The 24671-nt window shown below is 71.6% G+C and carries 24 protein-coding genes and 3 pseudogenes; 13 read left to right on the top strand and 14 right to left on the bottom strand.

The annotated features are described in order from the left end of the window. Window positions 1-521 precede the first annotated feature (521 nt). The 5 genes from mug to GEV28_RS30470 form a co-directional block, all read right to left on the bottom strand. Complete coding sequence (gene mug / locus GEV28_RS30490; RefSeq protein WP_291415909.1) at window positions 522-1079, bottom strand: G/U mismatch-specific DNA glycosylase; 558 nt, start codon at window positions 1077-1079, stop codon at window positions 522-524. A 162-nt stretch (window positions 1080-1241) separates the two neighbouring features. Beyond that, window positions 1242-2366, bottom strand: coding sequence for an alkaline phosphatase family protein (locus GEV28_RS30485; RefSeq protein WP_291415908.1), 1125 nt, complete (start codon window positions 2364-2366; stop codon window positions 1242-1244). A 17-nt stretch (window positions 2367-2383) separates the two neighbouring features. Next, window positions 2384-4027, bottom strand: a complete 1644-nt coding sequence (locus GEV28_RS30480; protein WP_291415907.1) for an MOSC and FAD-binding oxidoreductase domain-containing protein — start codon at window positions 4025-4027, stop codon at window positions 2384-2386. 3 nt (window positions 4028-4030) lie between these two features. Next, window positions 4031-4885 (bottom strand): DUF427 domain-containing protein, encoded by an 855-nt coding sequence (locus GEV28_RS30475; RefSeq protein WP_291415906.1) that lies wholly within the window; start codon window positions 4883-4885, stop codon window positions 4031-4033. Beyond that, window positions 4885-5739, bottom strand: coding sequence for an alpha/beta fold hydrolase (locus tag GEV28_RS30470; protein ID WP_291415905.1), 855 nt, complete (start codon window positions 5737-5739; stop codon window positions 4885-4887). Before GEV28_RS30470 ends, GEV28_RS30475 begins: the two co-directional genes overlap by 1 nt. A gap of 92 nt (window positions 5740-5831) precedes the next feature. Between GEV28_RS30470 and GEV28_RS30465 the strand changes: the two genes are divergently transcribed. From GEV28_RS30465 to fxlM, 6 genes and pseudogenes are all read left to right on the top strand, one after another. Further along, the gene (locus tag GEV28_RS30465) at window positions 5832-6326 is read left to right on the top strand and encodes a CGNR zinc finger domain-containing protein (protein ID WP_291415904.1); all 495 of its coding nucleotides are present in this window, start codon (window positions 5832-5834) and stop codon (window positions 6324-6326) included. Between the two features lie 91 nt (window positions 6327-6417). Further along, window positions 6418-6720, top strand: coding sequence for a hypothetical protein (locus tag GEV28_RS30460; protein WP_291415903.1), 303 nt, complete (start codon window positions 6418-6420; stop codon window positions 6718-6720). Between the two features lie 68 nt (window positions 6721-6788). Next, window positions 6789-6992: pseudogene (locus GEV28_RS42660) on the top strand (DUF4331 family protein); the annotation flags it as partial. Then, window positions 6904-8187, top strand: coding sequence for a DUF4331 domain-containing protein (locus tag GEV28_RS30455; protein WP_367115228.1), 1284 nt, complete (start codon window positions 6904-6906; stop codon window positions 8185-8187). The pseudogene GEV28_RS42660 and the gene GEV28_RS30455, both read left to right, overlap by 89 nt. 26 nt (window positions 8188-8213) lie before the next feature. Beyond that, on the top strand, window positions 8214-8510 hold the full coding sequence (locus GEV28_RS30450; RefSeq protein ID WP_291415901.1) for a hypothetical protein: 297 nt from the start codon (window positions 8214-8216) through the stop codon (window positions 8508-8510). 120 nt (window positions 8511-8630) lie between these two features. Beyond that, a complete protein-coding gene (gene fxlM / locus GEV28_RS30445) occupies window positions 8631-9890 on the top strand; it encodes a methyltransferase, FxLD system (RefSeq protein ID WP_291415900.1) in 1260 nt (419 codons plus the stop codon). Here the strand turns inward: fxlM and GEV28_RS30440 are convergent. From GEV28_RS30440 to GEV28_RS30415, 6 genes are all read right to left on the bottom strand, one after another. Next, window positions 9869-9937, bottom strand: coding sequence for a hypothetical protein (locus GEV28_RS30440; protein ID WP_291415912.1), 69 nt, complete (start codon window positions 9935-9937; stop codon window positions 9869-9871). The two genes, fxlM and GEV28_RS30440, sit on opposite strands and share 22 nt — an antisense overlap. Before the next feature lie 155 nt (window positions 9938-10092). Next, complete coding sequence (locus GEV28_RS30435; RefSeq protein ID WP_291415899.1) at window positions 10093-10560, bottom strand: alpha/beta hydrolase; 468 nt, start codon at window positions 10558-10560, stop codon at window positions 10093-10095. A gap of 53 nt (window positions 10561-10613) precedes the next feature. Continuing rightward, the gene (locus GEV28_RS30430; RefSeq protein ID WP_291415898.1) at window positions 10614-10922 is read right to left on the bottom strand and encodes a hypothetical protein; all 309 of its coding nucleotides are present in this window, start codon (window positions 10920-10922) and stop codon (window positions 10614-10616) included. A 5-nt stretch (window positions 10923-10927) separates the two neighbouring features. Next, complete coding sequence (locus GEV28_RS30425; RefSeq protein ID WP_291415911.1) at window positions 10928-11242, bottom strand: TetR/AcrR family transcriptional regulator C-terminal domain-containing protein; 315 nt, start codon at window positions 11240-11242, stop codon at window positions 10928-10930. A gap of 170 nt (window positions 11243-11412) precedes the next feature. Then, a complete protein-coding gene (locus tag GEV28_RS30420; RefSeq protein WP_291415897.1) occupies window positions 11413-14088 on the bottom strand; it encodes a DNA/RNA non-specific endonuclease in 2676 nt (891 codons plus the stop codon). Window positions 14089-14507: 419 nt separating this feature from the next. After that, window positions 14508-15086, bottom strand: a complete 579-nt coding sequence (locus GEV28_RS30415; protein ID WP_291415896.1) for a dihydrofolate reductase family protein — start codon at window positions 15084-15086, stop codon at window positions 14508-14510. A gap of 151 nt (window positions 15087-15237) precedes the next feature. Between GEV28_RS30415 and GEV28_RS30410 the strand changes: the two genes are divergently transcribed. The 5 genes from GEV28_RS30410 to GEV28_RS30390 all read left to right on the top strand — a co-directional run bounded on the left by GEV28_RS30410 (window position 15238) and on the right by GEV28_RS30390 (window position 22462). Then, window positions 15238-16248, top strand: coding sequence for a sigma-70 family RNA polymerase sigma factor (locus tag GEV28_RS30410; protein ID WP_291415895.1), 1011 nt, complete (start codon window positions 15238-15240; stop codon window positions 16246-16248). 163 nt (window positions 16249-16411) lie between these two features. Next, window positions 16412-16930, top strand: coding sequence for a pyridoxamine 5'-phosphate oxidase family protein (locus tag GEV28_RS30405; RefSeq protein WP_291415894.1), 519 nt, complete (start codon window positions 16412-16414; stop codon window positions 16928-16930). 340 nt (window positions 16931-17270) lie between these two features. After that, complete coding sequence (locus GEV28_RS30400) at window positions 17271-19892, top strand: tetratricopeptide repeat protein (RefSeq protein ID WP_291415893.1); 2622 nt, start codon at window positions 17271-17273, stop codon at window positions 19890-19892. A 228-nt stretch (window positions 19893-20120) separates the two neighbouring features. Beyond that, window positions 20121-21224 carry a ThiF family adenylyltransferase gene (locus GEV28_RS30395; protein WP_291415892.1) on the top strand — a complete coding sequence of 368 codons (1104 nt, stop codon included), beginning with the start codon at window positions 20121-20123 and terminating at the stop codon, window positions 21222-21224. Continuing rightward, window positions 21221-22462 (top strand): hypothetical protein, encoded by a 1242-nt coding sequence (locus GEV28_RS30390; protein WP_291415891.1) that lies wholly within the window; start codon window positions 21221-21223, stop codon window positions 22460-22462. Before GEV28_RS30395 ends, GEV28_RS30390 begins: the two co-directional genes overlap by 4 nt. 87 nt (window positions 22463-22549) lie before the next feature. On the opposite strand, the gene GEV28_RS30385 is transcribed toward GEV28_RS30390, so the two are convergent. The 3 genes and pseudogenes from GEV28_RS30385 to GEV28_RS30375 all read right to left on the bottom strand — a co-directional run. Further along, the gene (locus GEV28_RS30385) at window positions 22550-22978 is read right to left on the bottom strand and encodes an XRE family transcriptional regulator (RefSeq protein ID WP_291415890.1); all 429 of its coding nucleotides are present in this window, start codon (window positions 22976-22978) and stop codon (window positions 22550-22552) included. After that, window positions 22944-23201: a type II toxin-antitoxin system RelE/ParE family toxin gene (locus tag GEV28_RS30380; RefSeq protein ID WP_367115229.1), complete on the bottom strand. Its 258-nt coding sequence runs from the start codon at window positions 23199-23201 to the stop codon at window positions 22944-22946. The genes GEV28_RS30385 and GEV28_RS30380 overlap by 35 nt, the downstream gene beginning before the upstream one ends. 345 nt (window positions 23202-23546) lie before the next feature. Beyond that, window positions 23547-23654, bottom strand: a pseudogene (locus tag GEV28_RS30375) (IS5/IS1182 family transposase); the annotation flags it as partial. A 128-nt stretch (window positions 23655-23782) separates the two neighbouring features. Here GEV28_RS30375 and GEV28_RS30370 point away from each other — a divergent pair. Both GEV28_RS30370 and GEV28_RS30365 read left to right on the top strand, forming a co-directional pair. Then, window positions 23783-24343 (top strand): SRPBCC domain-containing protein, encoded by a 561-nt coding sequence (locus GEV28_RS30370; RefSeq protein ID WP_367115227.1) that lies wholly within the window; start codon window positions 23783-23785, stop codon window positions 24341-24343. Between the two features lie 213 nt (window positions 24344-24556). Then, a pseudogene (locus GEV28_RS30365) lies at window positions 24557-24671 on the top strand (deaminase); the annotation flags it as partial.

Below are 24671 nucleotides of genomic sequence, written 5' to 3'. Positions count from 1 at the left end.
GGGGGGCCAAGGCGGAGCGCCCGCAGGGCGGAGCCCGAGAACGAACGGTCTTGACGTCGACGAGGTCGCTGCCGTCACGCCGGGATGGGCGGGGCCGCGGCCGGGATGGGGTGTGACGCGCCGGAGCGGCGTGGACCGCTGGACCGCGACTGTGAGGTACGCGGATCGAGCCCAGCAAGTCGGTCCTTCGCGGGAGGCGCCCCTTGACCAACCCCGGACCAGCTGACACTGGCGCCACAGAACGGACGGGGATCGTCCCCTGCGACGGTGGGCGACAGCGGGCGACAGCGGGGCTCCGGCGCGTCACGGATACGAAACCGAGCCGGCCGTTCCATGCTGACTGACCCATGCGCCGTCCAGGTCGCAACGGCAGCCTCGGCGGTGTGCAAGCCGACTCGACCTCGGCCGACACGTAGCACGCACCCAGCGCCCCCTGGCCATGGCCGCGGGCGTCCGGCACAAGTGGACCACCGACCGGACCGCGAACGATCACTGATCACCTTTGACCGACAACACCGACATCACGGATCACTCCAGGAGACCGCCTCGGCCCGAAGGGCGCGGAACTCCTCGGCGAGGGCCGGGAGTTGGTAGTGCGCGTTCAGGCCGCTCGGGTTCGGGAGCACCCACAGGCGCGCGCCGCCGATCCGCTCGTCCTGGGGGCCGATCGTCGCCTTGGGGCGGGTGAACGCGGTGCGGTACGCGGAGATGCCGACGATCGCGACGAACCTCGGTGCGTACCGCTCCGCCAGCGCGGCGAGGAGCTCAGCGCCCCGGCGGAGCTCGTCCGGGGTCAGCTCGTCGGCCCGTGCCGTGGCACGGGCGACGATGTTCGTCGCGCCCAGGCCCAGGGCGGTGAGCTCGTCCTGTTCCGAGGGGTGGAGCTGGCGCGGGGTGAAGCCGGACCGGTGCAGGGCCGGCCAGAACCGGTTACCCGGCCTCGCGAAGTGGTGGCCGGTCGCGGCTGAGTAGAGGCCCGGGTTGATGCCGCTGAACAGCACCGCCAGGCCCGGCGCGATCACGTCGGGCAACGTCCTGGATCGGGCCGCGGCGAGGTCGGCCGGGGTCGGTCGGGGCATTAGTGTCCCCCGCCGGGAGTTCGTTGCTCAATTCGCCGGCCCAGCTTCCTGCTGGCGGCGTTGCCGGTCCGCCCGAGTACAACCCGGTACGAGGACGAACCGGCGCCTTGCCAACAGAAACCTGGATTCACCGACTCACGCAACAGACTCCCGGCGGGGACATTAGGCGGGGCGGGCCAGCAGCAGTGGCACCAGCTGCTCGGCCGTCGACAGGGAGCCGTGCTGGCCCACCATTCGGGAGATGAACGGCTCGGCCGCCGAGCGGATCACGCCCGCGTCGTCCCGGGCCGCCACGACCACGTCGCCGATGCGGGTGGCGAACTCCGGCGCCAGCGGGCCGAACCAGCCCTCCGCGATCGCCTGCTCGCCCGGCACCACCCAGGCCGCGTCGCCGAGCACCCCGAGCCACGTCGCGAGCACGTCGGCCGCGGCGCCCGCGGCGGCGTGGACGTGCCGGGCCCGCGGGTCGCCGCCGAGCAGGAGCACGCCCTCCCGCAGGTCGGCATCGGTGTCGGCGTCGAACACCCGGTCCATCGTGATCATGCCGTGGTCGCCGGTCACGGCCAGCACCGAGTCGGCCGGCAGGCGGGAGGCGATCGCCTCGACGAGCCGGTCCACCTGCCCCAGCTGCACCCGCCACGGCAGTGACCCCGGCCCGTACACGTGCCCCATCGCGTCGAGGTCGGCGTGGTATCCGTACACCAGCCGCCGCCCCGGCGCGGCCGTAGCGGTGACGACCTCCGCCGCGAGGTCGCCCAGCGCGTGCGTGCCGCGGAAGGCACCCCCGCGCAGCGTCGCGCGCGTGAGCCCCGACCCGCGGAACTCCCGCTTGGACACGACCGTCACGTCGATGCCCATGGCCTCGGCCCGCTCGAACACCGTCCGCGCCGGCTGGACCTCCTCCGGTGGCTGCCGATCACGCATGTCGTCGGACCCGGCGGTCCAGCGCAACGCGTCGAGCACCTCGGAGCCGACCCGGAACGACGTCCCCAGCATCCCGTGCGCGCCGGGCGGCAGGCCCGTGCCCAGCGACGCGAGGCTGATCACCGTGCTCGACGGGAACCCCACGGTCAGCGGCCCGGCGTCGGCCAGCCCGGCGAGGAACGGCGCGTCCGCCGCGTGGGCCCGCAGCAGCTCCGTGCCCAGGCCGTCGATCAGCAGCAGGGCCGCGGCCCGCGCCGGCCCGATCGTCAGCGCCGGTGCCGGCTCTGGCGCGCCGAGGGCGGCCAGCAGGGCGGGGAGGACCTCGGCCAGCGAACGGTGGCCGTAGTCGGGAAGTTCGGGCACGCCCGCAATGTTAGGACTCACATGTCCAGCACGACCTCCGTCGCCGGCCGGGCGCAGCAGACCAGCACCTCGCCGGCCGCGGGCGGGACGAGCGGCGCGGGGGAGTAGGCGACCTCGCCGGACAGCATCGGGGTCACGCACGTGTGGCAGACGCCGGTCCGGCACTGCCAGCGCACCGGGATGTCGCACGCCTCCGCCAGCGCGAGCACGGAGCGCCGGCTCGCGTCGAACGGCACCGAGATGCCACTGCGCGCGAACGTCACCATCGGCCCGTCGCCGGCCGGGCCCTCGGGCGGGTGCGGCGGCCGCCCCGCCTGCACGGTCGTCAGGCCGGGGGTGATCGCGCCCAGCGCGCCGAAGGTCTCGGTCCGCACCCGGGCGACCCCGGCGGCGTGCAGCGCCTCGGTCATGTCCGTCATGAACCCGGCCGGGCCGCAGACGTACGCGGTGGCGTTCGGAGGAAGCGGCAACGCGGCCAGCCGGTTCGCGGTGAGCCGGTCCGTCGACGAGTGGAAGACGTGTGCCCGCGCGTTCGGCAGCGTGTCGAGCAGCGCCCGCACCTCGTCGGCGAACGTCTGGTCGCGTGCGGAACGCGCGGTGTGCAGCCACCACACCTCCCGCTCGCCGCGCCGGGCGGCGAGGTCGTGCAGCATCGACAGCACCGGCGTGATCCCGATCCCCGCCGACACGAGCACGACCGGCCCGGTGCCCTCGTCGAGCACGAACTCACCACGCGGCGCCGCCGCATCGAGGGTGGCCCCGGCCCGCAGGGAGTGCAGGTAACCGCTGCCCGTGCCGTCGCGCTTGACGCTGATCCGGTAGCTGCCGGTGTCCGGCGTCGAGGAGAGCGAGTAGCTGCGCACCGCCCCGGGCAGCCGGAACGTGAGGTACTGCCCCGCCCGCGCGGCCGGCAGACCGTTGCCGTCGGTGGCGTCGAGGTGCAACGACGAGACGGTCTCGGTCTCCCGGACGACCTGGCTGACCCGCAACGGCCGGAACCCGGTCCACGCCGGTCCGGGGTCGGCGGTGCCGTCGAGCAGCTCCCGCAGCGAGGTTCGCCACCCCTCGCTCAGCGCCGGGATGTCGACCGCCCGGCGCAGCAGCTCCGGGTCGGGATCGGGCAGGTAGAGCAGCGCGTCGACGTCGGCGACGCTCACCGGCCCGGTCGCGGTCCGCACGATCTCGTCACCCGCCCGGACGCGACCCTCGCGGATCACCCGCAGGTAGAAGCCCGGCCGGTGGTGGGACACCAGCAGCGCGGACAGCTCCGGCTCGCCGAGCCGCAGGCCCGCGCGGTAGCAGGTGACCCGCGGCTGGGAGACCTCGAGCTCCGCCTCGCCGATCCGGTACCGGTCGCCGACGTGGACCGACTCGTCGGCGAGCCCCTCGTCGGTCAGGTTCTCGGCGAACATCCCGAACGGCAGCGGGTCGCAGCCGAAGTGGTCCTCCCAGTGCCGGTAGGAGTCGACCTGGTAGACGAGCACGGCGCGGTTCTCGCCGCCGTGGCCCGCCGTGTCGCCCTGCCCGTCGCCCTCGACCCCGAGCCTGCGGACCATCCGCGGCCCGTCGACCGGGTCCTTCCACGCTCCCGTGTGGACGGTCAGGTCGTGCCAGGGCACGTCCCGCGGCATGCCGGCGTTGAGGGAGACCAGGGTCGCCACGGCTCAGGCCACCTCGTCGACGGTCAGCCCGCGGTCGATGCCGTGCGGGGTGACGCGCTGACCGGGCGGCGGCGCCAGGACGGCGCCGTCGAGCAGCACGGTGACCTTGTCCGGCTCGAACGACACGAGGCCGCGCACCCGCCCGACCTCCGGCCACGCCTCGGGGTAGGACCAGGCCGCCCGCCGCGCGCCGCCGACGTCGTAATAGTCGGCCAACCCCTTGTAGGGGCAGAAGGTCCGGCCGTCGACCGGGGTCAGCGCCGACTCGTCGACGTCGGCGCGCGGCACGTACCAGCGCGGCGCGAAGCCGGACTCGTAGAGCACGAGCGGCGCCGTGGTGTCGGCGACGACCCGGTCCCCCTCGCGCACCACCAGGTGCCGGGACGTGCGGCGGATGTCGTTGCGGTGGTAGGCGTCCGCCGCGTGGCCCACGATCCGCTCGTCCTCCTCGTAGAAGGCGTCCATCGCCCGCCAGGCGAACGCGACCCGCTCGGCCAACTCGCCGGCATACCCGGGCAGGCCGGTGTGCTGCCAGGCCGCCCGCTGCGTGTGCCGCTCACCCACCCGGACGGCGAACCACGAGGTCGGGCCGAGGTCGCGGTGCCGGGTGACGGTGTCCAGCGGCTCCAACACGCCCGGCGCGACGTCGCCGAGCGGGAAGTAGGCGACGGGGTAGCGGCCGGGTTCGTGCAGCAGCACGACGTCCTCGCTGTCCGCGATCCACTCCTCGCCGAAGCGGACCCGCATCCGCCTGCGCAGCGGCTCGGCGAACAGCATCCGGTCGGGCAGCGGGTCGGGGACGAGGAAGCGACCCACCGCGCCCGCGGCGAGCGGGCCTTGCTGCCAGGACAGCCCCATCACGACACCGCCCCGGCGAGGAACGGGCGGATGTACCCGACGGCCGTGTCGAGCGCGCTCTCGAGCAGGAAGTGGCCGCCCTCGACCAGGTGGATCTCCGCGTCGGGCAGGTCCCTGGCGAAGGCCTTCGCGCCGTCCGGGCCGAAGATCTCGTCGCCCGCGCCCCAGATCGCGAGCAGCGGCACCTGGCTCGCGCGGAAGTACTCGTGGACGGCGGGGTAGAGCGGCGGGTTGGTCGCGTAGTCGCGGAACAGGGCCAGCTGGATCTCCTCGTTGCCGGGTCGTCGCATGTCGAGATGGTCGAGGACCCATGTGTCCGGGTCGACCAGGTCGGGCTCGGGCACCCCGGTGAGGTACTGCCAGCGGATCGCGTCGACCTCGAGTGCGCCGCGCGCGGCAGGCTCGGTGTCCGGGCCGGGGTTCTTCGCGTAGGCCCACACGGGCGCCCAGAACTCCGGGACGAAGCCGTCCTCGTAGGCGTTGCCGTTCTGGCTGATCACCGCCCGCACCGCCGAGGGCCGGCGCAGCGCGAGCCGCCAGCCGATCGGGGCGCCGTAGTCCTGGACGTACATCGAGAAGCGGTCGACGCCGAGCGCGTCGAGCAGGCCCTCGGTGACGTCGGTCAGCATGTCGAAGGTGTACTCGACGTCCGCCGGGGCCGCCGAGTAGCCGAAGCCGAGGTGGTCCGGCGCGATGACGTGGTAGCGGTCGGCCAGCGCCGGGATGAGGTGGCGGAACATCCGCGAGCTGGTCGGGAAGCCGTGCAGGAGCAGCACGACCGGGGCGTCGCCGGGCCCGGCCTCCCGGTAGAAGATCGGCTGACCCGCCACGGTCGCCGTCCGGTGGTGAACCATCTCTAACTCCCTTGTTGTCTTGAGTCGGTTAGGTAGATGAGACACCGAGTCGCCTAACTTGTCAAGACGGCTAAGAGGGTTAGAATCGACGGGTGACCGACACCGCCGAGGAGCAGACCCTCCTCGACCTGCTCAACAGCACGCCTGTCGTCGACGGCACGCCGCGGGACGAGCTCGCCGACGATGTCGCGCGGGAGTGGACCCGGACCCGGGGCGGCACCGGCTCGCCCGTCGAGGTCGCGCGGGTCCTCGCCGCCAGGGACCGGCTTCAGGCGGTCGTCCGCGGCGACGAGCCGGCGAGCGTGCTCGAGCTGCACGGCGCCCGGCTCGTGCCCGAGCTCGCGAGCACCGGGGTCAGCTGGCACCTCGACGTCGACGACGACCACCGGCTCGCCGCCCGGCTCGTGCTCACCTGGGCCCGGTTGCGGGAGGACATGCCCGGCCGGCTGCGTCCGTGCGCCAACGACGAGTGCCGGCTGTTCCTGCTCGACCGCAGTCGCGCGAACACCGCGCGCTGGTGCTCGATGAAGGTGTGTGGCAACCGGCTCAAGGCGCGCCGCCACTACCAGCGCATCCAGACTTCGTAAGATCGTTGCGGCACGGCGGAGACTCGGGCCAATCCACCGGGTGCGGGGCGTCGAATATCGATCGCCCAGACCACTCAGAGGAGTTGATCCCATGGCTCACAAGGAGCAGCCCGACCAGCGTTCGGGTGGCGTTTCCCGCCGCAAGGTGATCCTGACCGGTGCCGGTCTCGCCGCGGCCGGGGTCGTCGTCGGCGCGGCCGTTCCGCTGGTCACGCAGTCGGTGGCGGACGGGTCCGCCGAGGTCGAGACCCCGAAGGGCATCCCGACCGAACCGGTGATGGTGCACCTGCGCGACGCCGCCACCGGCCACTTCGACGTGTTCGTCGGCACCCGCCGCGTCCAGGTCACCGACCGCGCCTTCGCCGCCCGACTGGCCAAGGCCGCCACCGCCTGATCCTCGGCGTTTCCTTCCTTTCCGGACTTCTCGTCCGGCTCCCTTTCCATCTCCCGTGAGGTAGACCCATGTCTTCACACCGCGAAGCGCCCGAGATCTCCAAGGACCCGGTCGCCGACTCCACCGACGTCTACGCCTTCGTCAGCCCGGACAAGCCGGATACCGTGACCCTGATCGCGAACTATGTGCCGTTACAGGCGCCGGCCGGTGGTCCGAACTTCTACGAGTTCGGTGACGACGTTCGCTACGAGATCCACATCGACAACAACGGTGACAGCCGGGCGGACGTCAGCTACGAGTTCCGGTTCACCACCGAGGTGCGCAACGAGAACAACCTTCCTCTACAACACCGGCCCGATCCTCACCCTGGACTCGCCGAACTGGAACCGCCGGCAGTTCTACTCGGTCACCCGCAAGGACGGCCGCGGCCGTGCCCAGCAGCTCGGTCGCAGGCTGCCCTGCCCGCCGTGCAACATCGGCCCACTGTCCACACCGGACTACAACGCGCTCGCCGACGCCGCCGTGCAGAACCTCGGCAGCAAGCGCCGGGTGTTCGCCGGTCAGCGTGCCGAGGGCTTCTACGTCGACCTCGGCGCGATCTTCGACCTGCTCGACCCGCGCCCGTTCGCCGACGCGCACACGACGTTCGGCCTGAACAAGTTCCCCCAGTCCGGCCCCGGCGTCAACGCCACGAAGAACCTCAACGTGCACACGATCGCGCTGCAGGTCCCGGTCACCGACCTCACCCGCAGCGGCTGGCGGGGCGGCGACGTCAACGACCCGCGCGCCACGATCGGCGTGTGGACCACGGCGAGCCGCCAGCGGGTGCGGATGCTCGACACCGAGCTGAACAACACCTGGAGCACCGGCCCGTACCGGCAGGTCTCGCGGCTGGCGAACCCGCTGTTCAACGAGGTCATCGTGCCGATGGGGCGCAAGGACTTCTGGAACACCCAGTCGCCGGAGGGCGATGCCCGGTTCGCGAAGTTCGTGGCGAAGCCCGAGGTCGCCGGCCTGCTGCCGGGGCTGTTCCCGGGCGTGTTCCCCAACCTCGACGTGCTGAACAAGTCCGGCACGCCGCGCGCGGACCTGCTGGCCATCCTGCTCACCGGCATCCCTGCCGGCCTGATCCCGGGCTTCCAGAACTTCACCGGCAAGACCCAGGCGGACCTGATGCGGCTCAACACGGCCATCCCGCCGTCGGGTCAACCCAGCATCTTCGGCCTGCTCGACGGCGACCTCGCCGGCTTCCCGAACGGCCGCCGGGTGTTCGACGACGTGGTCGCGATCGAGCTGCGGGCCATCGCGGGCGCCACCTACGCCCTGGTGGACAAGAACTACACGCCCGACCAGGCAGCCGCCCAGGTCGACGACGGGGTGACCCCGGACGACCTGGACATCCCCTACCTCGACCGGTTCCCCTATCTCGGCGTGCCGCACGACGGCTTCACCAACCCGTGGACATGAGCGTGGACATGAGCGGAGGATCCACAATGGACACTAGACCGGACACCCTGGTTCTGGACATCGGCGGCGACGTCGGCGCGCTGGTCATCGCCGCCGGCCCGGAGCTCGCCGAGCGGGAGATCGAGATCAGCCCGGGGGTGGACCCGACCACGAGGCGCAGCCACAACGTGGTGCACGCCCGGCACGGCCGGAGCCACGTCGCGTACACGGCCGTCTTCCCCGGTGTGCCTGCCGGCGAGTACACCGTCTGGCACCACGACGGCTCCCCGCACGCCGTGGTCACCATCCACGGCGGTCAGGTCACCCAGCACTCGATGATGTGAGCACCACCACGAGAACGGCCCTCCGGCGCACGCCAGGAGGGCCGTTCTCTTACGTCCGCCTTTCCCCGCACGTGGTAGTAGTGGACGTGTACCCGTTCCCCCCGCGCCGGAAAGGACACAGTGGACGGTCTGCGCAGCTCCGCTCTCGGCCTCAGGTCGGCGTTCTCGCCGTTCGCCGCCGCACGCGAGGGAATGATCGCCCGGCTCATGTCCGGCCGGGCGGTCAGCCCGGACGTCCTGGAGGCGTTCCGCGCGGTGCCGCGACATCTGTTCGCGCCGGGCACGCCGCCCGAGCACGTCTACGGCGGGCAAGCGGTGGTGACCGAGCGGGACGAGCACGGCGTGCCGGTCAGCTCGATCTCCGAGCCGCGGGTCCAGGCCGTCATGCTGGAGCAGGCGGCGCTGCGGCCCGGCATGCGGGTGCTCGAGATCGGGTCCGGTGGGGTCAACGCCGCGCTGATCGCCGAGCTGGTCGGCCCGGAGGGTGCGGTGACGACCGTCGACATCGACCGCGAGGTCGTGCACCGAACCCGAACATGCCTCGCGTACACCGGATACGCGCAGGTCGACGTCGTGCACGCGGACGCGGAGCTGGGGGTCGCGGCGCACGCGCCCTACGACCGCGTGATCGTCACCGCCGAGGCCGTGGACATCCCGCCGGCGTGGCTCGACCAGCTCGCCGACGGCGGTCGGCTGGTCGTGCCGCTGCGAATGCGCGGGCTCACCCGCGCCGTGGCATTCGACCGTGCCGGGGACCGCCTGGTCAGCGCGGGTTACCACCGGGCGGTATTCGTGCCGATGCGGGGCATCGGGGCGGCCGGGGAGGACTGGGTGCCGCTCGACGGGTCCGTCCGGCTGCGGGTCGACGGCCGGCAGCCCTCCGGCGTCGAGAAGCTCCGCGTCTCCTTGGGCGAGCCGGTGCTCACCCGGTGGTCCGGCATCGAGGTCGCCACGGGTGAGCCGTCCGACGACCTGGACCTGTGGCTCGCCTCCACCGCCTCCGGCTTCTGCCACCTGGTCGCCACCGACACCCGCCGGGGCTTCCCGGAGGCCGCGCGCTGGGGCGTCCCGACCGCGGTCACCGGCGCCACCCTGGCCTACCGCGACATCCGCCCCGCGGGCGCCGGCCGCTTCGAGCTGGGCGTTCGCGCGCGCGGCCCGGACGCCGAGTACCAGGCCGACCGCTACGTCGACCTGGTCCGGACCTGGCACCGCGACCACCGGCCGGGACCGAGCGCGCGCATCGAGGTGTGGCCGGCCGCCACCCCGACCGCGGACCTCCCCGACGGCCATGTCGTCGAGAAGGTCCACTCGCGGGTCGTGATCTCCTGGCCGGGCCGGCCGGTCACCGCATCAGCTCAGCCGAAGGTGAACGAGTAGGCCCGCACGCCCGCCCCTACCGTCACCGTGACGCTGCCCGCCTTGATGTCCTTTGTGGACAGCAGCTGGTAGGAGTCGGGGGTGCCGGTGACCCGGACCGTCCGGCGGCCTCAGGTGATCGCGTCGAGGAAACCGTCGAGGTGCTCGGGAAACTCCGGCCGAACCGGCTCGGGGCACCCGGGCACCTCGACGGCGTCGGGGATCAGCTCCAGCAACGCGTCGACCGTCGCCCGCTGGTGTACCGCGCCGGGAGGACCCGCACCGGCATCCCGAGGGTCGCCAGCTCCGTGTCGGTGGTGCCGCGGAGGGTCTCGCCGGCCAGGAGCGCGTCGACCACGGCGGGGCCGGCGCCGAGCTCCGCGAACAGGGCCCGGGTCGGCGGGTCGTCGACCGCGGTGGCCGGCCAGGCCAGGACCAGCCGGGTCACCGAGGCCGGCATCGTGAGCGCGAGCCGCACCGCCACCGAGCAGCCGTTCGACGCGCCCACCACGGCCACCGGGCGGGTCGGTGTGAGCCGGAGGGCGTCGGCCGTCCAGTCCGCCGGCCGCGCCAGCCGGTCCGGCGCGTCGACCTCGATACCGCGCCGCCGCAGGCCGGCCACCACCCCGGGCGCGTGCCAGAAACGGGCGGCGTCCAGGCCGTCCCAGAGCCCGCCGTGGATGAGCAGCACGCGCGCCGGCCGGTCGAGGGGCTGTCGATCTTCCCGGCGAGGAACCACCGCGCCTACCTCTCCCGCATCGCGCGGCGGATCTCCTCCAGCTTGTCGCGTCCGGCCTGCTCGCGTTTGGCCATCTGCTCGTCGAGAGAGTTGGTGGTCGCCGCCTCCTCGGGCAGCTCGCCGGCGCCGAGCGAGGTGGCGTACCGGCCCTCGATCCGGTCGCGGACGTAGTCGAAGCTCGGTACTCCCGCGTCGGTGTAGTCGCCGGCCGGGACGACCGGCGGTGGCTGTGCCGAGAGCTCCACCGCGGTGGGTTCGACGACCTCGGCGTCGAGCACCTCGTCCTGCTCCGGCCGGTCGGGTCCTGTGGTCATGGCACTCATTGTGCCCCCGTCCCACCCGCGATCCGCGCTTCGAGGCCGTCGAGGATCCGGTCGAGGCCGTAGGAGATGTCGGGTTCGGGGGAGCTGTCCGCGTACTGCCGGGCGGCCGGCATCGCGGCCAGGACCGGGAAGTCGCGCTCGCTCAGCAGCGGGTGGAGGAACCCGGTCACCTCGGCGGACTGGACCGGGGTCGCGGGGCTCTCGTCGAGGTCGCGGGCGAGTGCGGCGGTGGTGCGGGCGTAGCCGTCGAGCAGGATCGCCGAGGACAGCCAGTCCTCCTCGGCGAGGCCGGCGCCGGACAGCACGGTCAGCAGGCTCTGGTCGGTGCGCGGCGGCGCCGTCGTGGTGGCCGGCCTCGCGCGAGGCGTCGACCGGACCTACCGGTACCTGCTGGCCGAGGACCGGCAGAGTCCCTTCGGAGGTGGTCTCCGTGTCCACGCATAGGACGGCGAGGCCGCGATGACCGCGCAGGTCCGGCCCGTCAGAGCACGATCCGGCGGAGCTGGGTGATCTCCCGCGCGGTCGCCGTCGCCTCCTGCGGGCCGGTGCCGAGCGGGTCGGCGGCGGTGAGGTCACCGAACGACAGCCGGGTCAGCACCTCGATGCGGCGGACCGGCACCTGGTAGGTCCGGTACGCGCCGTAGGAGAACTCGGCCGCCGCTTCGAGCCCGTCGATCAGGCCGGCCTGGCTGAGCAGGTACCCGGTGGCCGACAGCTCCCCGGAGCTCGTGACCATCGCGACGACCTTCCAGTACTGGCGCGGCAGCCGCACCCCGCGGTACGGGTCGTCGTCCTCGGCGAGCACCGGACCGGTGACCACGCTGACCCGCAGGTCCCGGGTGTCGGCGTTGTTGAGGATGTAGTCCTCGAGCCCCGCCCACGTGGTCTCGTTCTGGTTGAGGTCGGCGTGCTGCGGCGCGCAGTTCGTGAAGTGGAACGTGTCGTCGTTGGCCGCCCTCGCGATCGCCTTCGTCGTGCCCCACGCGGGGTCGAGCCGGCGGACGAGGTGCCCGCGGTCGAGCGGGTTGTCGCGGTAGACGGCCTCGCCGGTCTGCTCGCCGTCGGGCACCCGCGGGTCCAGCGACCAGTGGTCGGACGCTCGAGGGAGCCGCTCGCTGACGGCCCCGTCGATGTTGACCGCGGTGAAGAACGCCAGCCCGCGCTCCTTGTTGAGCACCACGCTGAAGTGGTGGTACGGCAGGACGTACGCCGGCTCGCCGGCCGCCAGCCGGTTGACCGCCGCCTTCGCCACGAGGTCCTCGGGCAGCGTCGGCAGCGGCACCTGGTGGCCGGTGAGGAAGTCGGCGTCGTAGCCGGCCCGGTTGGTGTAGTCCGGGTCGATGCGCACGGCCTCCCGCGCGTCGCGGCCGAGGAGCGCGTCGATGAGCGGCCGCTGCGCGGTCGGGTACTCCTGGCCCCGCAGGTGGGCGATCAGCCGGCTGACCCGCACGCCCTCGTTCAGCCAGCCACCGAGCTCGCCCCGCTCGGGCGCGGGGACGGCGGCGTGGTGCAGCGCGACGACCTCCCACTGGTCGTTGAACACCGGCGAACCCGACGAGCCCGGCTCGGTGTCGGTCTCGTAGTGGAGGAACTGCTCGAGCACGTCGACGATCCGGTTCTCCCGCAACGCGATCTGCTTCTTCTCGCCACCCGGGTGCTGGATGATCGTGACGAAGTCGCCGACGATGGCCTTGCCCTGCGCATCGTGCAGCCGGTTGAAGCCGAACCGGGCCAGCTCGGCCGGGGTCGCCCGAACCGCGACGAGCGCGAAGTCCAGCGTCCGGTCGGCCTGGAAGAACCGGTCCGGGTCGAGGGAGAGCTCGACCGTCGGCAGCGGCCGGCCGTCGAGCCCGTCCTGGTAGTCGAACTCGATCTGGCTGTTCCTGGCGGTGGCGGCGTCGGGGAGCACGTGGTGGTTGGTGAGCAGCAGCTCCGGCGAGACCATCGAGCCCGTCCCGTGGCCGGCGACCCGGCCGTCCTCCTCGCGGATGACGACCCGCCCGACGGCCCGCGCTGCGGCGACCCCGCCCTCCAGGTAGCGGACGCCGAGGAGGTCGTCGGTCCCGATGATCCGCTCCAGGACGTCCTCCGCCGCGGCCACCGCCGCCGGCTCGTTCGCGGCGAGGGCGTCGGGGTCGACCGGCCGCACGTCGGGGTGGTGCCGGCCGAGCCGGTCGATCCGGGTGGCGACCCGGCGCGGGTCGTCCGCCCTGGCGAGACCGCCCGGCCGGCCGAGCAGGCCGATCCGCGCTCGGCGCTCGGTCGTGCGGTCGGCGACCCTGGCCGCGACGGCTGCCTCGGGGCCCTCGCCGAACAGCGTGAGGATCGCGTCGCGGACGGGCCGCGTCCGCAGGTACTCCCCGATCGCGTGGTGGCCCTCGCCGGTGTTGGTGGCGACGACGTCCTGGCACCGGTCGGCCGGGTCGAGCTCGGAGCGGACCGCGTGGTCCGGCGCGACCGGGTCCCGCGGGTCCGACACGTTGAGCCACCTCGTGACCTCGACCGGAACCTCGAGCGGGGTCCGCACCAGGTCCCGCACCTCGGTCACCCCGAGCGGCGACCCGACCGTCACGAACAGCGGCACGGTCGGCCCGCGGCCGTCCAGCTCGCGCAGGACGTCGTAGGCGATGACCGAGCCGAGGCCGTGCCCGAGCACGACCGCCGGTCCGTCGAGGCCGTCGAGCGCCTCGCGGACCGCGTGGCGCATGGGTTCCTTCGCACCGCCGAAGAAGTACGCGTGCACGTCCTGGAAGTTGCGCCGCACCAGCTCCCGGAACACGGCGATGCGTGCCGCGCGAGGCAGGGGCATGGCCTCGCCGGTGCCACAGTCCCCGGCGAGCGCCTCGGCCGCGTAGGTCATGCGGCGAAGCCACGGCGCGAGCCGGTCGTCGCTCGGGACCGCGGACTCGGTCTCCTTCGCCGCCCCGAGGAGCGTGTCGGTGATGTACCGCTCCGGCGCCTCGACGAGCTGGGTCGCCGGCGCCTCCGCCGCCGGCAGCTCGTCCAGCGGCCGGGAGTGCCGCACCGAGGCCCAGTAGGCCATGCGCGAGGAGGCGCCGAGGTCCCGACCGAACAGTGCGCGGTCCCACTCCATCCGCAGCCGCCCCGTACGGGGCTTGTTCCCGGCTCCGTGTACGTAGACGATCGTGTGCCGCATGTCGTTCTCCCGATGCCGGGCCACCCGGCGCCGCCGAGGAGGTCCGCTCGACTCCAGCCGGTGTGTGACATCTCAATGTCGATGAGGTGGGGCGGGGCGTGACCCCTAATGCCTGGATCTGGCTCATCTCGTCGACGCCGACTACGACCGGGAGCCCTCCTCGATGCCGAGTGCCTCGGCGACTGGGCGTCTGGCCAAGTCCGGCGGACCTTGTGTCTCTTACTCTGGAGGCACCACCTGTGCCGGGGCGGGCGCCGCGTCCGTTCGGCAACTTCCGCCGTTCGTCCCTTAGTACGCGCCTGTCCGGGACATCGGCCGGCGCCCGGCCGATCCGGCTCCATGCTCGTCCCGCTGTTGGTCGTAAGCGCCAGGACGCGTTCCTCCGGGTGGCATCTCCGGCCGACGCCGCCGTTCGGCTGTCAGGCGTCTCGGACGATCTCGTAGGTGAGGTGGACGAGGCTGTCCCCGACGGTCCGGGTGTTGAGGGGGCGAATGGACTTCTTGTCGCTGGTCTCGCCGAAGAGACGCTCGCCAGCCCCGAGCACGAACGGGTAGACCATCAGCCGCAGCTCGTCGACCAGGTCATGCTCCATCAGGGTGTGCACGAGCTGACGGCTGGCGTAGACGACGATCTGCCCGTCTACCGCCTGCTTCAGCTTCGAGACCTCGTTGACCACGTCGCCACCGAGGACCGTCGAGTTGCTCCACTCGGGATCTATGAGGGTCGAGGACACGACGTACTTGGGCAGGCTGTTCAGCCTGTCCGCCCACTCGCCACCGCGGCCTGTCCACCGCGTTCCGAAGTACTCGTCGCTCCGCCGACCCAACAGCAGGGCCTCGGCGCCAAGCGCCTCCTCGAACTCGACCGCGGCCCATTCCTCGCGGTCCTTGTCCCCAACCTGGCTGAACCAGCCGCCGTGCCGGAAGCCCTCCTCGCCGGTGGGGTCTTGGACGACTCCGTCAAGCGAGACGTTCTCGCTGATCACGATCTTTCCCATCTCGGGTCTCCTTCGCTGGCGTTGTCGACTACCACTGATGAAGACACCGCGGTATCGGGAAACTGGGCGCCACCCGACCGCCCAGTTCGCCCCTCGGTCGGTGTCCATACGTCAAGAACGGCGGCGAGATACGGGGAGAAGGTGACGCGACGTGGTAACAGGTGACCTGATGTCCCAGGCGCGGGACGGGGACGGCGAGGCGTTCCGAGCGCTGACCGAGCCGTACCGCCGCGAGTTGCAGGTGCACTGCTACCGGATGCTCGGATCCTTCCAGGACGCCGAGGACGCCCTCCAGGAGACGCTGCTGGCCGCCTGGCAAGGCTTCGGAGGGTTCGAGGGGCGGGCCTCGCTCCGTAGCTGGCTGTACCGGATCGCCACCAACCGGTGCCTCAACGCGCGGCGTTCGGCCGGCCGACGCCCGGCCAAGGAGTGGGACGTGCCCAATGTCGAACCGCCCGAACCGTCCCGGCTCGGCGAAGTCGTGTGGCTCGAGCCGTTTCCCGACGCCCCCCTCGACGGTGCGGTCGATGTGCCGCTCGGCCCAGAGGCCCGCTACGAGCAGACCGAAGCCGTGTCCCTGGCCTTCGTGACCGCCCTTCAGCTCCTGCCGTCTCGCCAGCTCGCCGTCCTGATCTTGCGCGACGTTCTCGGATTCCGTGCGAGCGAGGTGGCCGACATGCTGGACTCGACGGTCGACTCGGTCACCAGCGCCCTCAAACGGGCGCGCACCGGCCTGCGGAGTCGGCTGCCGCAGACCGCCGACCGCGAACCACCTCCCGCTCGTGGCTCGCGCTCCGAGGATGCGATCGTGACGAAGTTCGTCCGCGCCTGGGAGTCCGCCGATCTCGGCGCGCTGGTGGCTCTTCTGACGGACGACGTCTTCATCTCCATGCCACCGATGCCTTTCGAGTACGAAGGCCACGACGCCGCGGCCCGCTTCTGCGGCAGCATCCTTCGCTCGGGCCGGAGGTTCGACCTCGTGCCGACGCGAGCCAACGGTCAGCCGGCGTTCGGGGCCTACCTGCGCGGTCCTACGGGCATCCGCCACGGGACCGGTCTGTTCGTCCTCACCCTCGCAGGCGTCCGGATCTGCGCCATGACCCGCTTCGACAGCAGCGTGCTCCCCTGGTTCGGGCTGCCGCGATCGCTCCCGAGCCGATAGGGACCATCCCGAGCGGTGGATGCGACGGCGTGGATGGCCATTCCGTTCGCGGACGGCCACGAGCTCGGGTTCGGTGGCGCCCGCTCGCGACCGATGAGTTTCGCCCTGCGGGTTGGTCGGTACTGGTGAGAAGTCGTTCGCCAAGGCCAGGCCAGGAGGAGTGATGATGGTGACCGAGCCGAGCGGCCAGTACATCTCGGAGTTCAGCGAGCCGGGCAGCACGGCCGTACCGTGGGCCGACGTCGAGCAGGTGTTGCGTGAGTCGGAGATGTTCTGGCTGTCCACCGTGCGCCGGGATGGGCGCCCGCACGTGGCGCCGCTGCCCGCGATGTGGTTGGACGGCAAGCTGCACTTCTGCACCGGGGCACACGAGCAGAAGGCCCGCAACATCGAGTCAAACCCGCGCTGCGTGCTCACCACCGGCTCGAGCTCCTACCGCTCAGGCATTGACGTGGTCGTCGAGGGCACCGTGGCGCAGGTCAGTGACGAGCCGACGCTGACCCGGCTGGCGCAGATGTGGCGGGATGAGCTCGACTGGCCGTTCGAGGTGGTCGACGGCCAGTTCCGCGACCCCGGCGCCGATGACCACCGGGCACCCGTCTTCGCCGTGACACCGGCCAAGGTGCTGGTCTTCGGCAAGGCGCCGTACAGCCAGACCCGCTACACGTTCCAGGCATCCTGATCTCGCTGGCACCCGCGCTACGTCACGTGGTGTCGCCCCGTCCACGCGCCCCGAGCTCGATGGTGCTGCTGGGTCTGGGAGTGTCAGGTTGGTTGTTGCGGCTTGCCCTCGATGTGGTGGCGAGCTTGGTCGCGGCCCGCGCTGACATCGAGCAGGCTCCGGTCTCGTGCGGTGATCGGGTTCGGCGATCCGCAGCTCCCGCGGTCGCGCGGCGTCGGCGCTGCCGTCGAGAATGCCCCTGGAACGGGCTGAGCGTTTGGGGTTTCATGGCCTGATGGGGGTCGACAGGGCGAGGCTGCGGGGAGTCGGGGGTCCGCCCACTCCGCACGGGGCGACGACCGTGGAGCAGCTGACCGAGAGGTTGCGGCTCCTGCAGGTGTGGTCGGGGATGTCCTACCGCGCCGTGCATCGGGAACTGGTGCGCGACAGGGCAGCCCGCCGGGTGCCGGAGCGGCCCGTGCTGAACACGGTCTACCGGTGCTTTCGGCCCGGCCGGGCGCGGTTGGACATCGATCTGGTCGTCGACATCGCGCGGCTGCTGCTCGCGGTCGGCGGGGTGCCGGAGGAGGCGGCCGACGAGGTGGCTGAGCAGTGGCGGCAGACGTGCTGGCTGGTCGCGGGCCTGGCCAGCGCCGCGGCCATCGTCAGCGTCGCTGACACCTGGCCGGCTGACCTGCCGTCGTTCACCGGTCGGCACGCCGACCTGCGCCGCATTCTCGAGCTCGAGGGCACCAAGGGCTGGGCGATCGCGGGCATGCCCGGCGTCGGCAAGACCCGGCTGGCGATCCGCGCGGGCCACCTGCTCACGGCCGCCGGCCGGTTCACCGACGTGCGGCTGGCGGTCGACCTGCGCGGCTACGACCCGGACCAGCCGCCGGCCGACCCGAACGCCGTGCTGGAGGGTTTCCTGCGCCGGCTCGGCGTCGGGAGCGGCCAGATCCAGCACGTCGGCCAGGCCGAGCGCACCGCGAAGTACCGGCAGCTGCTGAGCGGCAGCAACGCGTTGGTGCTGCTGGACAACGCCGCCTCGGCCGAGCAGGTCCGGCCGCTGCTGCCAGCCGGCCCGGGATCCCTCGTGCTGATCACCAGCCGGCGCCGGCTGCCCGACCTGCCGTCCATCCGCCCGCTGGTGCTGGACGTGCTGACCAGCGACGAAGCCGTCGGCATGCTGCGCGAAGCGATCGGCGCGGTCGACGCCGAGCCGGGGATCGCGGCCGAAGTCGCCGAGTTGCTGGGTCACCTGCCGCTGGCGCTCGCGGTGGTCGCCAGCCGGATCCGGGCCGATCCGGAGTGGACGCTCGCCGACCACCTCGAGCGGCTGCGGCACCACCGGCACAGCCTGCGGCTCGACAGCGGCGTCGAGGTGGCGATCAGCCTGTCCTACCGCGACCTGCCGGCCGACCAGCAGCGCGCGTTCCGGCTGCTCGCCCTGCACCCGGGCGCTGGTGTCACCCCGCATGCCGCCGCAGCGCTCACCGGCACCGACCTCGACGAGGCGCATCGCCTGCTCGACCAGCTCACCGCCGCCAGCCTGATGCAGTGCCCGACATCCGGCCGCTACCGCTTCCACGACCTCATCCGCACCTACGCCGGCGGCCGCGCGCACGACGAGGACCCCGCCGCGGTCCGCCGCGCCTGCCTGGCCCGCCTCGGCGAGCACTACCTCCACACCGCGGCGCGGGCGACGGATCTGGTGTACCCGCACGACCGGCACCGGCGGCCGCGGGTGCCCGAGCCGGCCACGCCCGCGGTCGAGCTGCCCGATCCGGCCGCGGCCCGGGCGTGGCTGGACGCCGAGCGCATCAACCTGCTCGCCGTCGCCACCCACCTGGCGCAGGACGACACCGCCTTCGCGGGATTCGCCGCGATCCTGCATAACCACCTCGCCGTCACTGGTCGCTACGCGGACGGCCGGCTGCTGCACGAGCAGGTCATCGAGGCCGCGCGCCGCAACGGCGACGTCGCGGCCGAGGTGGGGGCGCTGGTCAACCTCGGCGAGCTGGACGTGCGGACCGGGCGGTACGAGCAGGTGATCGACGGCATGCAGCGAGTTCTGGACCTGGGCGACGGTCCGGCCGGGCGGGACGGCGTGGCGCGGGCGCTGCGTTACCTCGGCCTCGCCAGCCAGCTCACCGGGCGGTACGAGCGCGCGGCCGACTACTACCAGCAGGCACTGGCGCTCTCCCGGGAGGCCGGTGACCGGATCGGCGAGGCCAGTGGACTCGGCAACCTCGGGGTGATCTACCAGCTGGCCGGGCGCTACGAGTTGGCGGCCGAGCACCACTGGCAGGCCATGGTCGTTTTCGAGGCCATCGGCGCGGTGGAGAACAAGGCGCGGGCGCTCGACCACCTCGGCGTCATCGAGCAGCTGACCGGCCACCACGAGCGGGCGGCCGAGCACCACCGGGAGGCGTTGGCCCTGTTCGTGGACACCGGCTCGCTCGAGGGGCAGGCGACCGCGCTCGACCACCTCGGTGTGATCGAGCAGCTGACCGGCCACTACGAGCAGGCCGGCGAGCACCACCGGCAGGCGCTGGCCCTGTCCCGGCAGATCGGCGACCCGGACGATGAGGCACGCGCGCTGAACAACCTTGGTGACCTGGCCCGGCGGACGGGCCGGTACGGTGAGTCGGTCGGCCACTACGAACGGTCCCTGAGCCTGTATCGCGACCTCGGCGACCCGGCCGGCCAGGCGACGGCGGTCAACGGGATCGGCGAGGTCGCCCTTGCCACCGGCGACCATGCGCGTGCCCTGGCCGCGCACGCCGAGGCGCACATGTACGCCAGCAAGATCGGGCAGCAGCCGGAGCAGGCCCGGGCCTGTGCCGGCCTCGGCGAGGTCCACCACCACCTGGGCGAGGCGGCCGAGGCCCGCGAGCAGTGGCAGCAGGCACTCGCCCTCTACGAGGAGCTCGGCGTTCCCGAGGCCGGCGAGATGCGCGCCCGGCTCACCGCCCGCTGACCGTTCGAAATCGTTCGAGATCACCAACCCGCCACGCGCGGTCGGCAAGGCTCGCGACTTAGCCACGTACGGCGCACGCGGAGAGGAGGGTGACATGACGATCGAGGTTCGCAAGGTCGAGTCCGTCAAGGCGACAGGCAACGACGGGTGACGTTCACTCCGACTCGGGGGCGGAGCGCCATCCTCCGCCCCCACCGTTTCGCCTGCCAGCCGACCGGGAGACCCGCGATGCGAGTGGTATTGAAGGAATGCGCGTGGGAGTCGCTCGGCGACGACCTGATCCTGGTCCGCGATCCCCGCGAGGCCCTCACGCTGGCCGACCCGGACGGGCAGGTCCGGGCGTTGCTCGAGGCGCTGCGGGAGGGGCCGGCGACCGCGGCCGATCTGGCCCGCGCGCTGTCCCAGCGGGGTGTCGAGCTCACCGAGGACGAGGTGTCCGATGGGCTGGCGGGGCTCGACTCGCTCGGGCTGCTCGAGCGGCCCGGCGAGCGGGCGCTCGGCGATCCCGCCGTCGACGCCCGCCAGTTCTCGAACCTGACGTTCTTCGCCTCGTTCGCCACCCGGGGCCGGTCCCGGGCGGAGTTCGTGCGCCGGTTGCGCGAGTCCCGCGTCCTCGTGCTCGGTGCAGGCGGCGTCGGCTCGAGCATCGTGCAGTGCCTCGCCGGGCTCGGGGTCGGCGCGATGACGCTGGTCGACCGGGACGACGTGGAGCCGCGCAACTTCGCCCGCCAGTTCCTGTACCGGCACCGCGACCTCGGCCGGTCGAAGGTCGAGCGGGCCGCGGAGTGGGTCCGCGAGTACGACCCGGCGATCGAGGTGCGCCCGGTTGACCGCTGGATCTCCGGCCCTGCGGACTTGGCGGACCTGACCGAAGGCGTCGACATCGTCGTTGGCGGGCTGGACAGCGAGCAGGGCGCGCACCTGTGGGTGAACGAGGCGGCGTTACGCGCGTGCGTCCCGTTCGTCGGTGGCGGCATGCAGCGCACCCAGTTCATGTACTTCTCGGTCGACCCCGGCCGCAGCCCGTGCCTGCTGTGCGACGAGTCCGACCGGCCCGACCCCGACGAGCCGACCTCGGCTGGGGTGGCGCAGCGGCTGTCGCGGTCCCTGCGGTTCAACAACGCGCTCATCGGCCCGATCGCGATGCAGCTCGGTTCGCTGATCGCCTACGAGGCGCTGCGCTACCTGACCGGTTTCGAACCGCCGCGCGCCGCCGGCACCCAGGTGGTGCTCGACATGCGAACCGGGCTGATGCCGACCTGGCAGCCGTTCGCGCGCGACCCGGGCTGCCCGGCGTGCGCGCTCGTCGGCGGGCTGGTCGCGCAGCCATGAGCACGGCCGGGGAGATGACCGCGACCGTGCGGCTGCGCCCACTCAGCGTGGTGGCCGAGGGCGACGAGGTGCTCGTCGGCGACCCGGAGACCGGCACCTTCGTGACGATCCCCGCGATCGGCGGCGTCGTGATCGCCGCGCTGCAGCGCGGCGACACGCTCGACGAGGTCGCGGCCGAGGCGGAGGCAGCCGCGGGCGAGCCGGTGGACGTGGCCGCGTTCGTGGCGGTGCTGACCGAGCTGGGCTTCGTCGACGACGGGACCGGCGAGCTGCGGGAGGCGCCGCGGACCGCGCCCATCCAGGGCCGGCGCTGGCTGGTGGGGGTCAGTCAGGGGCTCGCCCGCAGGCTCTTCGGACCGGTCGCGTGGGCGTGCTACGCGGCGCTCGCGTTGTTCTGCGTGGCGGTGTTCGTCACGACGCCGGCGCTGTTCCCGGCCCCGGCCAGGGATGCGTTCCTGTTCGGCGACATCGGGGTGAGCGCGGTGCTGCTGGTGCCGCTGTCCATGCTGACGATGGCGCTGCACGAGTGCGGGCACTGGCTCGCTGCCCGGGCGATCGGCCTGCGGGCGCGGTTCGGCGTCGACCGGCGGCTGATGCTGCTGGTCTTCGAGACCGACCTGACGCAGGTGTGGAGCGTGCCCCGCCGCCGGCGGTACGGCCCGCTGCTGGGCGGGATTGCGGTCGACATCGCGTTGTTGGGTGTGCTGCTGGCCCTGCGGCTGCTGATCCACACCGGTACGTGGTCGGCCCCGACGGCGGTGGACGCGGTCTTGGCGATCGGCGTGTACCTGAAGCTGGCCGGCCTGCTGTGGCAGTGCATGGTGTTCCTGCGCACGGACCTGTACGCGGTGCTGGTCAACCTGCTTGGCTGCCACAACCTGTGGCGGGTCAAGACGTTGCGGCTGCTCGAGGCGTTCGGCCGGTTGACCCCCGAGCAGGCAGCGGAGCTGGCGGCGGCCTCGCCCGCCGACCGTCGTGCCGCCGGGTGGTTCCGGTGGCTCTGGCTCGCCGGGTTCGCCGGCGTGCTCGGCTGGTTCGCCCTGTTCGTCCTGCCGGTGATCGCCGTGGTCCTGCGCTGGACTGCGGCGAACATGTCGGCCGGTGCGCTGAGCGGCGAGTTCTGGTACGGCCTGCTCTGCGCGGCCCTGATGGTCGGACCGTACCTGCTCGCCGCCGGATTGGCGATCACGGAATACGCGCGCCGAATCCTTGCCCGCATGGGAGATACCAACACATGAAGGGAGGCAACTGTTCGGTTCGATCTGTTCCCACGAGTCGCTCCACCCGTGCTCGGGCGCGATCTCGGTGAAGTAAACGAGACGTGCCTAAGACACCACGAGGTCCGACTGCTGGGCGGCGTCTCGGTCGACTTCGCTGGTTGACACGTTGACGTCATGATCTTCGAAGTCAGCGACTAGCTTCAGGCGACCGCCCAGCGCCAGGATGTAGCGACTCAACGTGTCAACTTCCATCTGCCCGACGTCACCGCTCTCAAGCTGACTAACTCGGGGTTGGCTGATGCCCATACGCTTGGCGATCTCGGCTTGCGAAAGATCGAGTTCCTGGCGGAGCTGAGCAAGCCGAAACCCGAGCACATACGCCTGAGTCCGAGTGCGGGCGTCAGCCCGAGCGGCGTTAAGGTCTCGACCACTGGCCTTGTCATGCTGGACCTTGTCAGCCTTGACGTCCTTCCACGAACGGGCCATCACGCCGTCCTCTTCAGGGGTTTTCGATGTCTGCCAGATGCTCGGCATGATCAGCCAATGGGATGTTCCGCTCGTACCAGCCCCTCCAGTCGCCGGCCTTGTCACCTGCAGCTAGCAAGATCGCCGGTCGTTGCGGGTCGAACACGAACAAGATCCTTACTTTGGTGCTGCCTGCTGACGCGGGCCGAAGCTCCTTCATGTTGTGGTAAGCCGAACCCCTGATCCGGTCTACGAGTGGCCGACCCAACGTAGGTCCAGTTCTCGCGAGCACGTCGATCGCCTCTTCGACTAAGTCAGCGGTCTCCGGGTCCTCCTTCACCAGCTGCTCGAACCAAGCATCGACACTGTCGTGTAGCTCGACAACCCAATCGCCACGTCGCAATAATAACGTTAACCTTATAACAGTCAGCACGCCAGGGTCATCTACATCAGTTCAGTCACTGTTGGCTTGCTGCGGCTCTCGTACGAAGCTAACGCGCCCTCCGCTGCCAGAGCCGGCGGATGAGGAATAGTCAAGACCTGTGGATCGGCGTGCCACGCTCTTCTTCCCCCGCCGTGTCGCTGACCACGCTGACCTTCGCCACCGTCTTGGCCGTGGTCAAGCCCTGGGGCCGCATCCGGGGCGTTTGCGATGCCCGGCCTGGTCAGCAGGCTCGGGGATCACGGCGGTGATGCCGCGCGTTCGCAGCTGCCGACAGATCGCTCGTGACGAGTAGGCCTTGTCGCCTCGGACGCGGCCGGAGTGAGTACGTCTTCTGAATTTTCCGCGGTGGTGTCGAGTGGCGTCGAGCGCGTTCGTAGCCAAGGTGAGAGGCCGGCAACGGGCCGGTCGCCACTCACCGGAGGCTCACGATGCCCGTCACCACCACCGCTCCCGCGAAGCCCATGACCAACCAGCCCACGGTGGACCAGGAGAACGTGAGCGCCACCCTGACTGTCGCCGCGCCCGCCACGAGGGTGTTCGCCGTGCTGGCGGACCCGACGACCCATGCTGCGATCGACGGGACCGGCTGGGTTCAGGAATCTGCCGACCGGGCGCCGCTGACCGAGGCGGGGCAGATTTTCCGGATGGACATGCATCACCCCGACCATCCAAACGGTGACTACCAGGTGGTCAACAAGGTCGAGGTGCTCGACCCGCCGTGCGCCATCGGCTGGCTGACGGGGCAGGAGAAGGACGACGGTCACCTGGAGTTCGGCGGCTGGATCTGGCGTTACGACTTGGCACCGCTCGGTCCGTCCGAGACCGAGGTCACGCTCACCTACGACTGGTCGGCCGTGCCGCAATTCATCCGCGAGCGCGGCATCCAGTTCCCGCCGTTCGGCCCTGAACATCTCACCAACTCGCTGCACCACCTGGCCGAGCTCGCCGCACCGACGACCGGCGGCCAGACACCTGGCGGGCGGCCGTAGGAGGAATAGTCAAGACCTGTGAATCGGCGTGCCACGCTCTACTTCTCCCGCCGTGTCGCTGACCACGCTGACCTTCGCCACCATCTTGGCCGTGGTCAAGCCCTGGGGCCGCATCCGGGGCGGCCAGGCTCCAAAAGTCAAACGGCGATTGGTCTCGTTGTCGTTCCCAGTCTGTCTCTTCACACCCGATCAACCGCACTCGAGGAGAGCATCATGACCGCTACCTACACTTTCGACGTCTTTACCAGCCTCGACGGTTTCGGCGCCCACAGCGGCAACTGGGGCGGCTACTGGGGCAAGCAAGGCCCCGAGCTGCTCGAGCACCGCC

This window comes from Actinophytocola sp., from assembly GCF_009379765.1.
In the GTDB taxonomy this organism is placed as follows: domain Bacteria; phylum Actinomycetota; class Actinomycetes; order Mycobacteriales; family Pseudonocardiaceae; genus Actinophytocola.
This window is presented reverse-complemented; position numbering and strand designations above follow the sequence as displayed.

Bases quoted from the DNA above. Each gene is read 5' to 3' on its own strand.
- GEV28_RS30475 (WP_291415906.1), bottom strand. From the start codon at position 4,885: ATGGGGCTGTCCTGGCAGCAAGGCCCGCTCGCCGCGGGCGCGGTGGGT.
- GEV28_RS30420 (WP_291415897.1), bottom strand. From the start codon at position 14,088: ATGCGGCACACGATCGTCTACGTACACGGAGCCGGGAACAAGCCCCGT.
- GEV28_RS30395 (WP_291415892.1), top strand. From the start codon at position 20,121: ATGCGAGTGGTATTGAAGGAATGCGCGTGGGAGTCGCTCGGCGACGAC.
- GEV28_RS30430 (WP_291415898.1), bottom strand. From the start codon at position 10,922: ATGACCACAGGACCCGACCGGCCGGAGCAGGACGAGGTGCTCGACGCC.
- GEV28_RS30470 (WP_291415905.1), bottom strand. From the start codon at position 5,739: ATGGTTCACCACCGGACGGCGACCGTGGCGGGTCAGCCGATCTTCTAC.
- GEV28_RS30370 (WP_367115227.1), top strand. From the start codon at position 23,783: ATGCCCGTCACCACCACCGCTCCCGCGAAGCCCATGACCAACCAGCCC.
- GEV28_RS30460 (WP_291415903.1), top strand. From the start codon at position 6,418: ATGGCTCACAAGGAGCAGCCCGACCAGCGTTCGGGTGGCGTTTCCCGC.
- GEV28_RS30455 (WP_367115228.1), top strand. From the start codon at position 6,904: ATGTGCCGTTACAGGCGCCGGCCGGTGGTCCGAACTTCTACGAGTTCG.
- GEV28_RS30390 (WP_291415891.1), top strand. From the start codon at position 21,221: ATGAGCACGGCCGGGGAGATGACCGCGACCGTGCGGCTGCGCCCACTC.
- GEV28_RS30450 (WP_291415901.1), top strand. From the start codon at position 8,214: ATGGACACTAGACCGGACACCCTGGTTCTGGACATCGGCGGCGACGTC.
- GEV28_RS30415 (WP_291415896.1), bottom strand. From the start codon at position 15,086: ATGGGAAAGATCGTGATCAGCGAGAACGTCTCGCTTGACGGAGTCGTC.
- GEV28_RS30385 (WP_291415890.1), bottom strand. From the start codon at position 22,978: ATGCCGAGCATCTGGCAGACATCGAAAACCCCTGAAGAGGACGGCGTG.
- GEV28_RS30405 (WP_291415894.1), top strand. From the start codon at position 16,412: ATGATGGTGACCGAGCCGAGCGGCCAGTACATCTCGGAGTTCAGCGAG.
- mug (WP_291415909.1), bottom strand. From the start codon at position 1,079: ATGCCCCGACCGACCCCGGCCGACCTCGCCGCGGCCCGATCCAGGACG.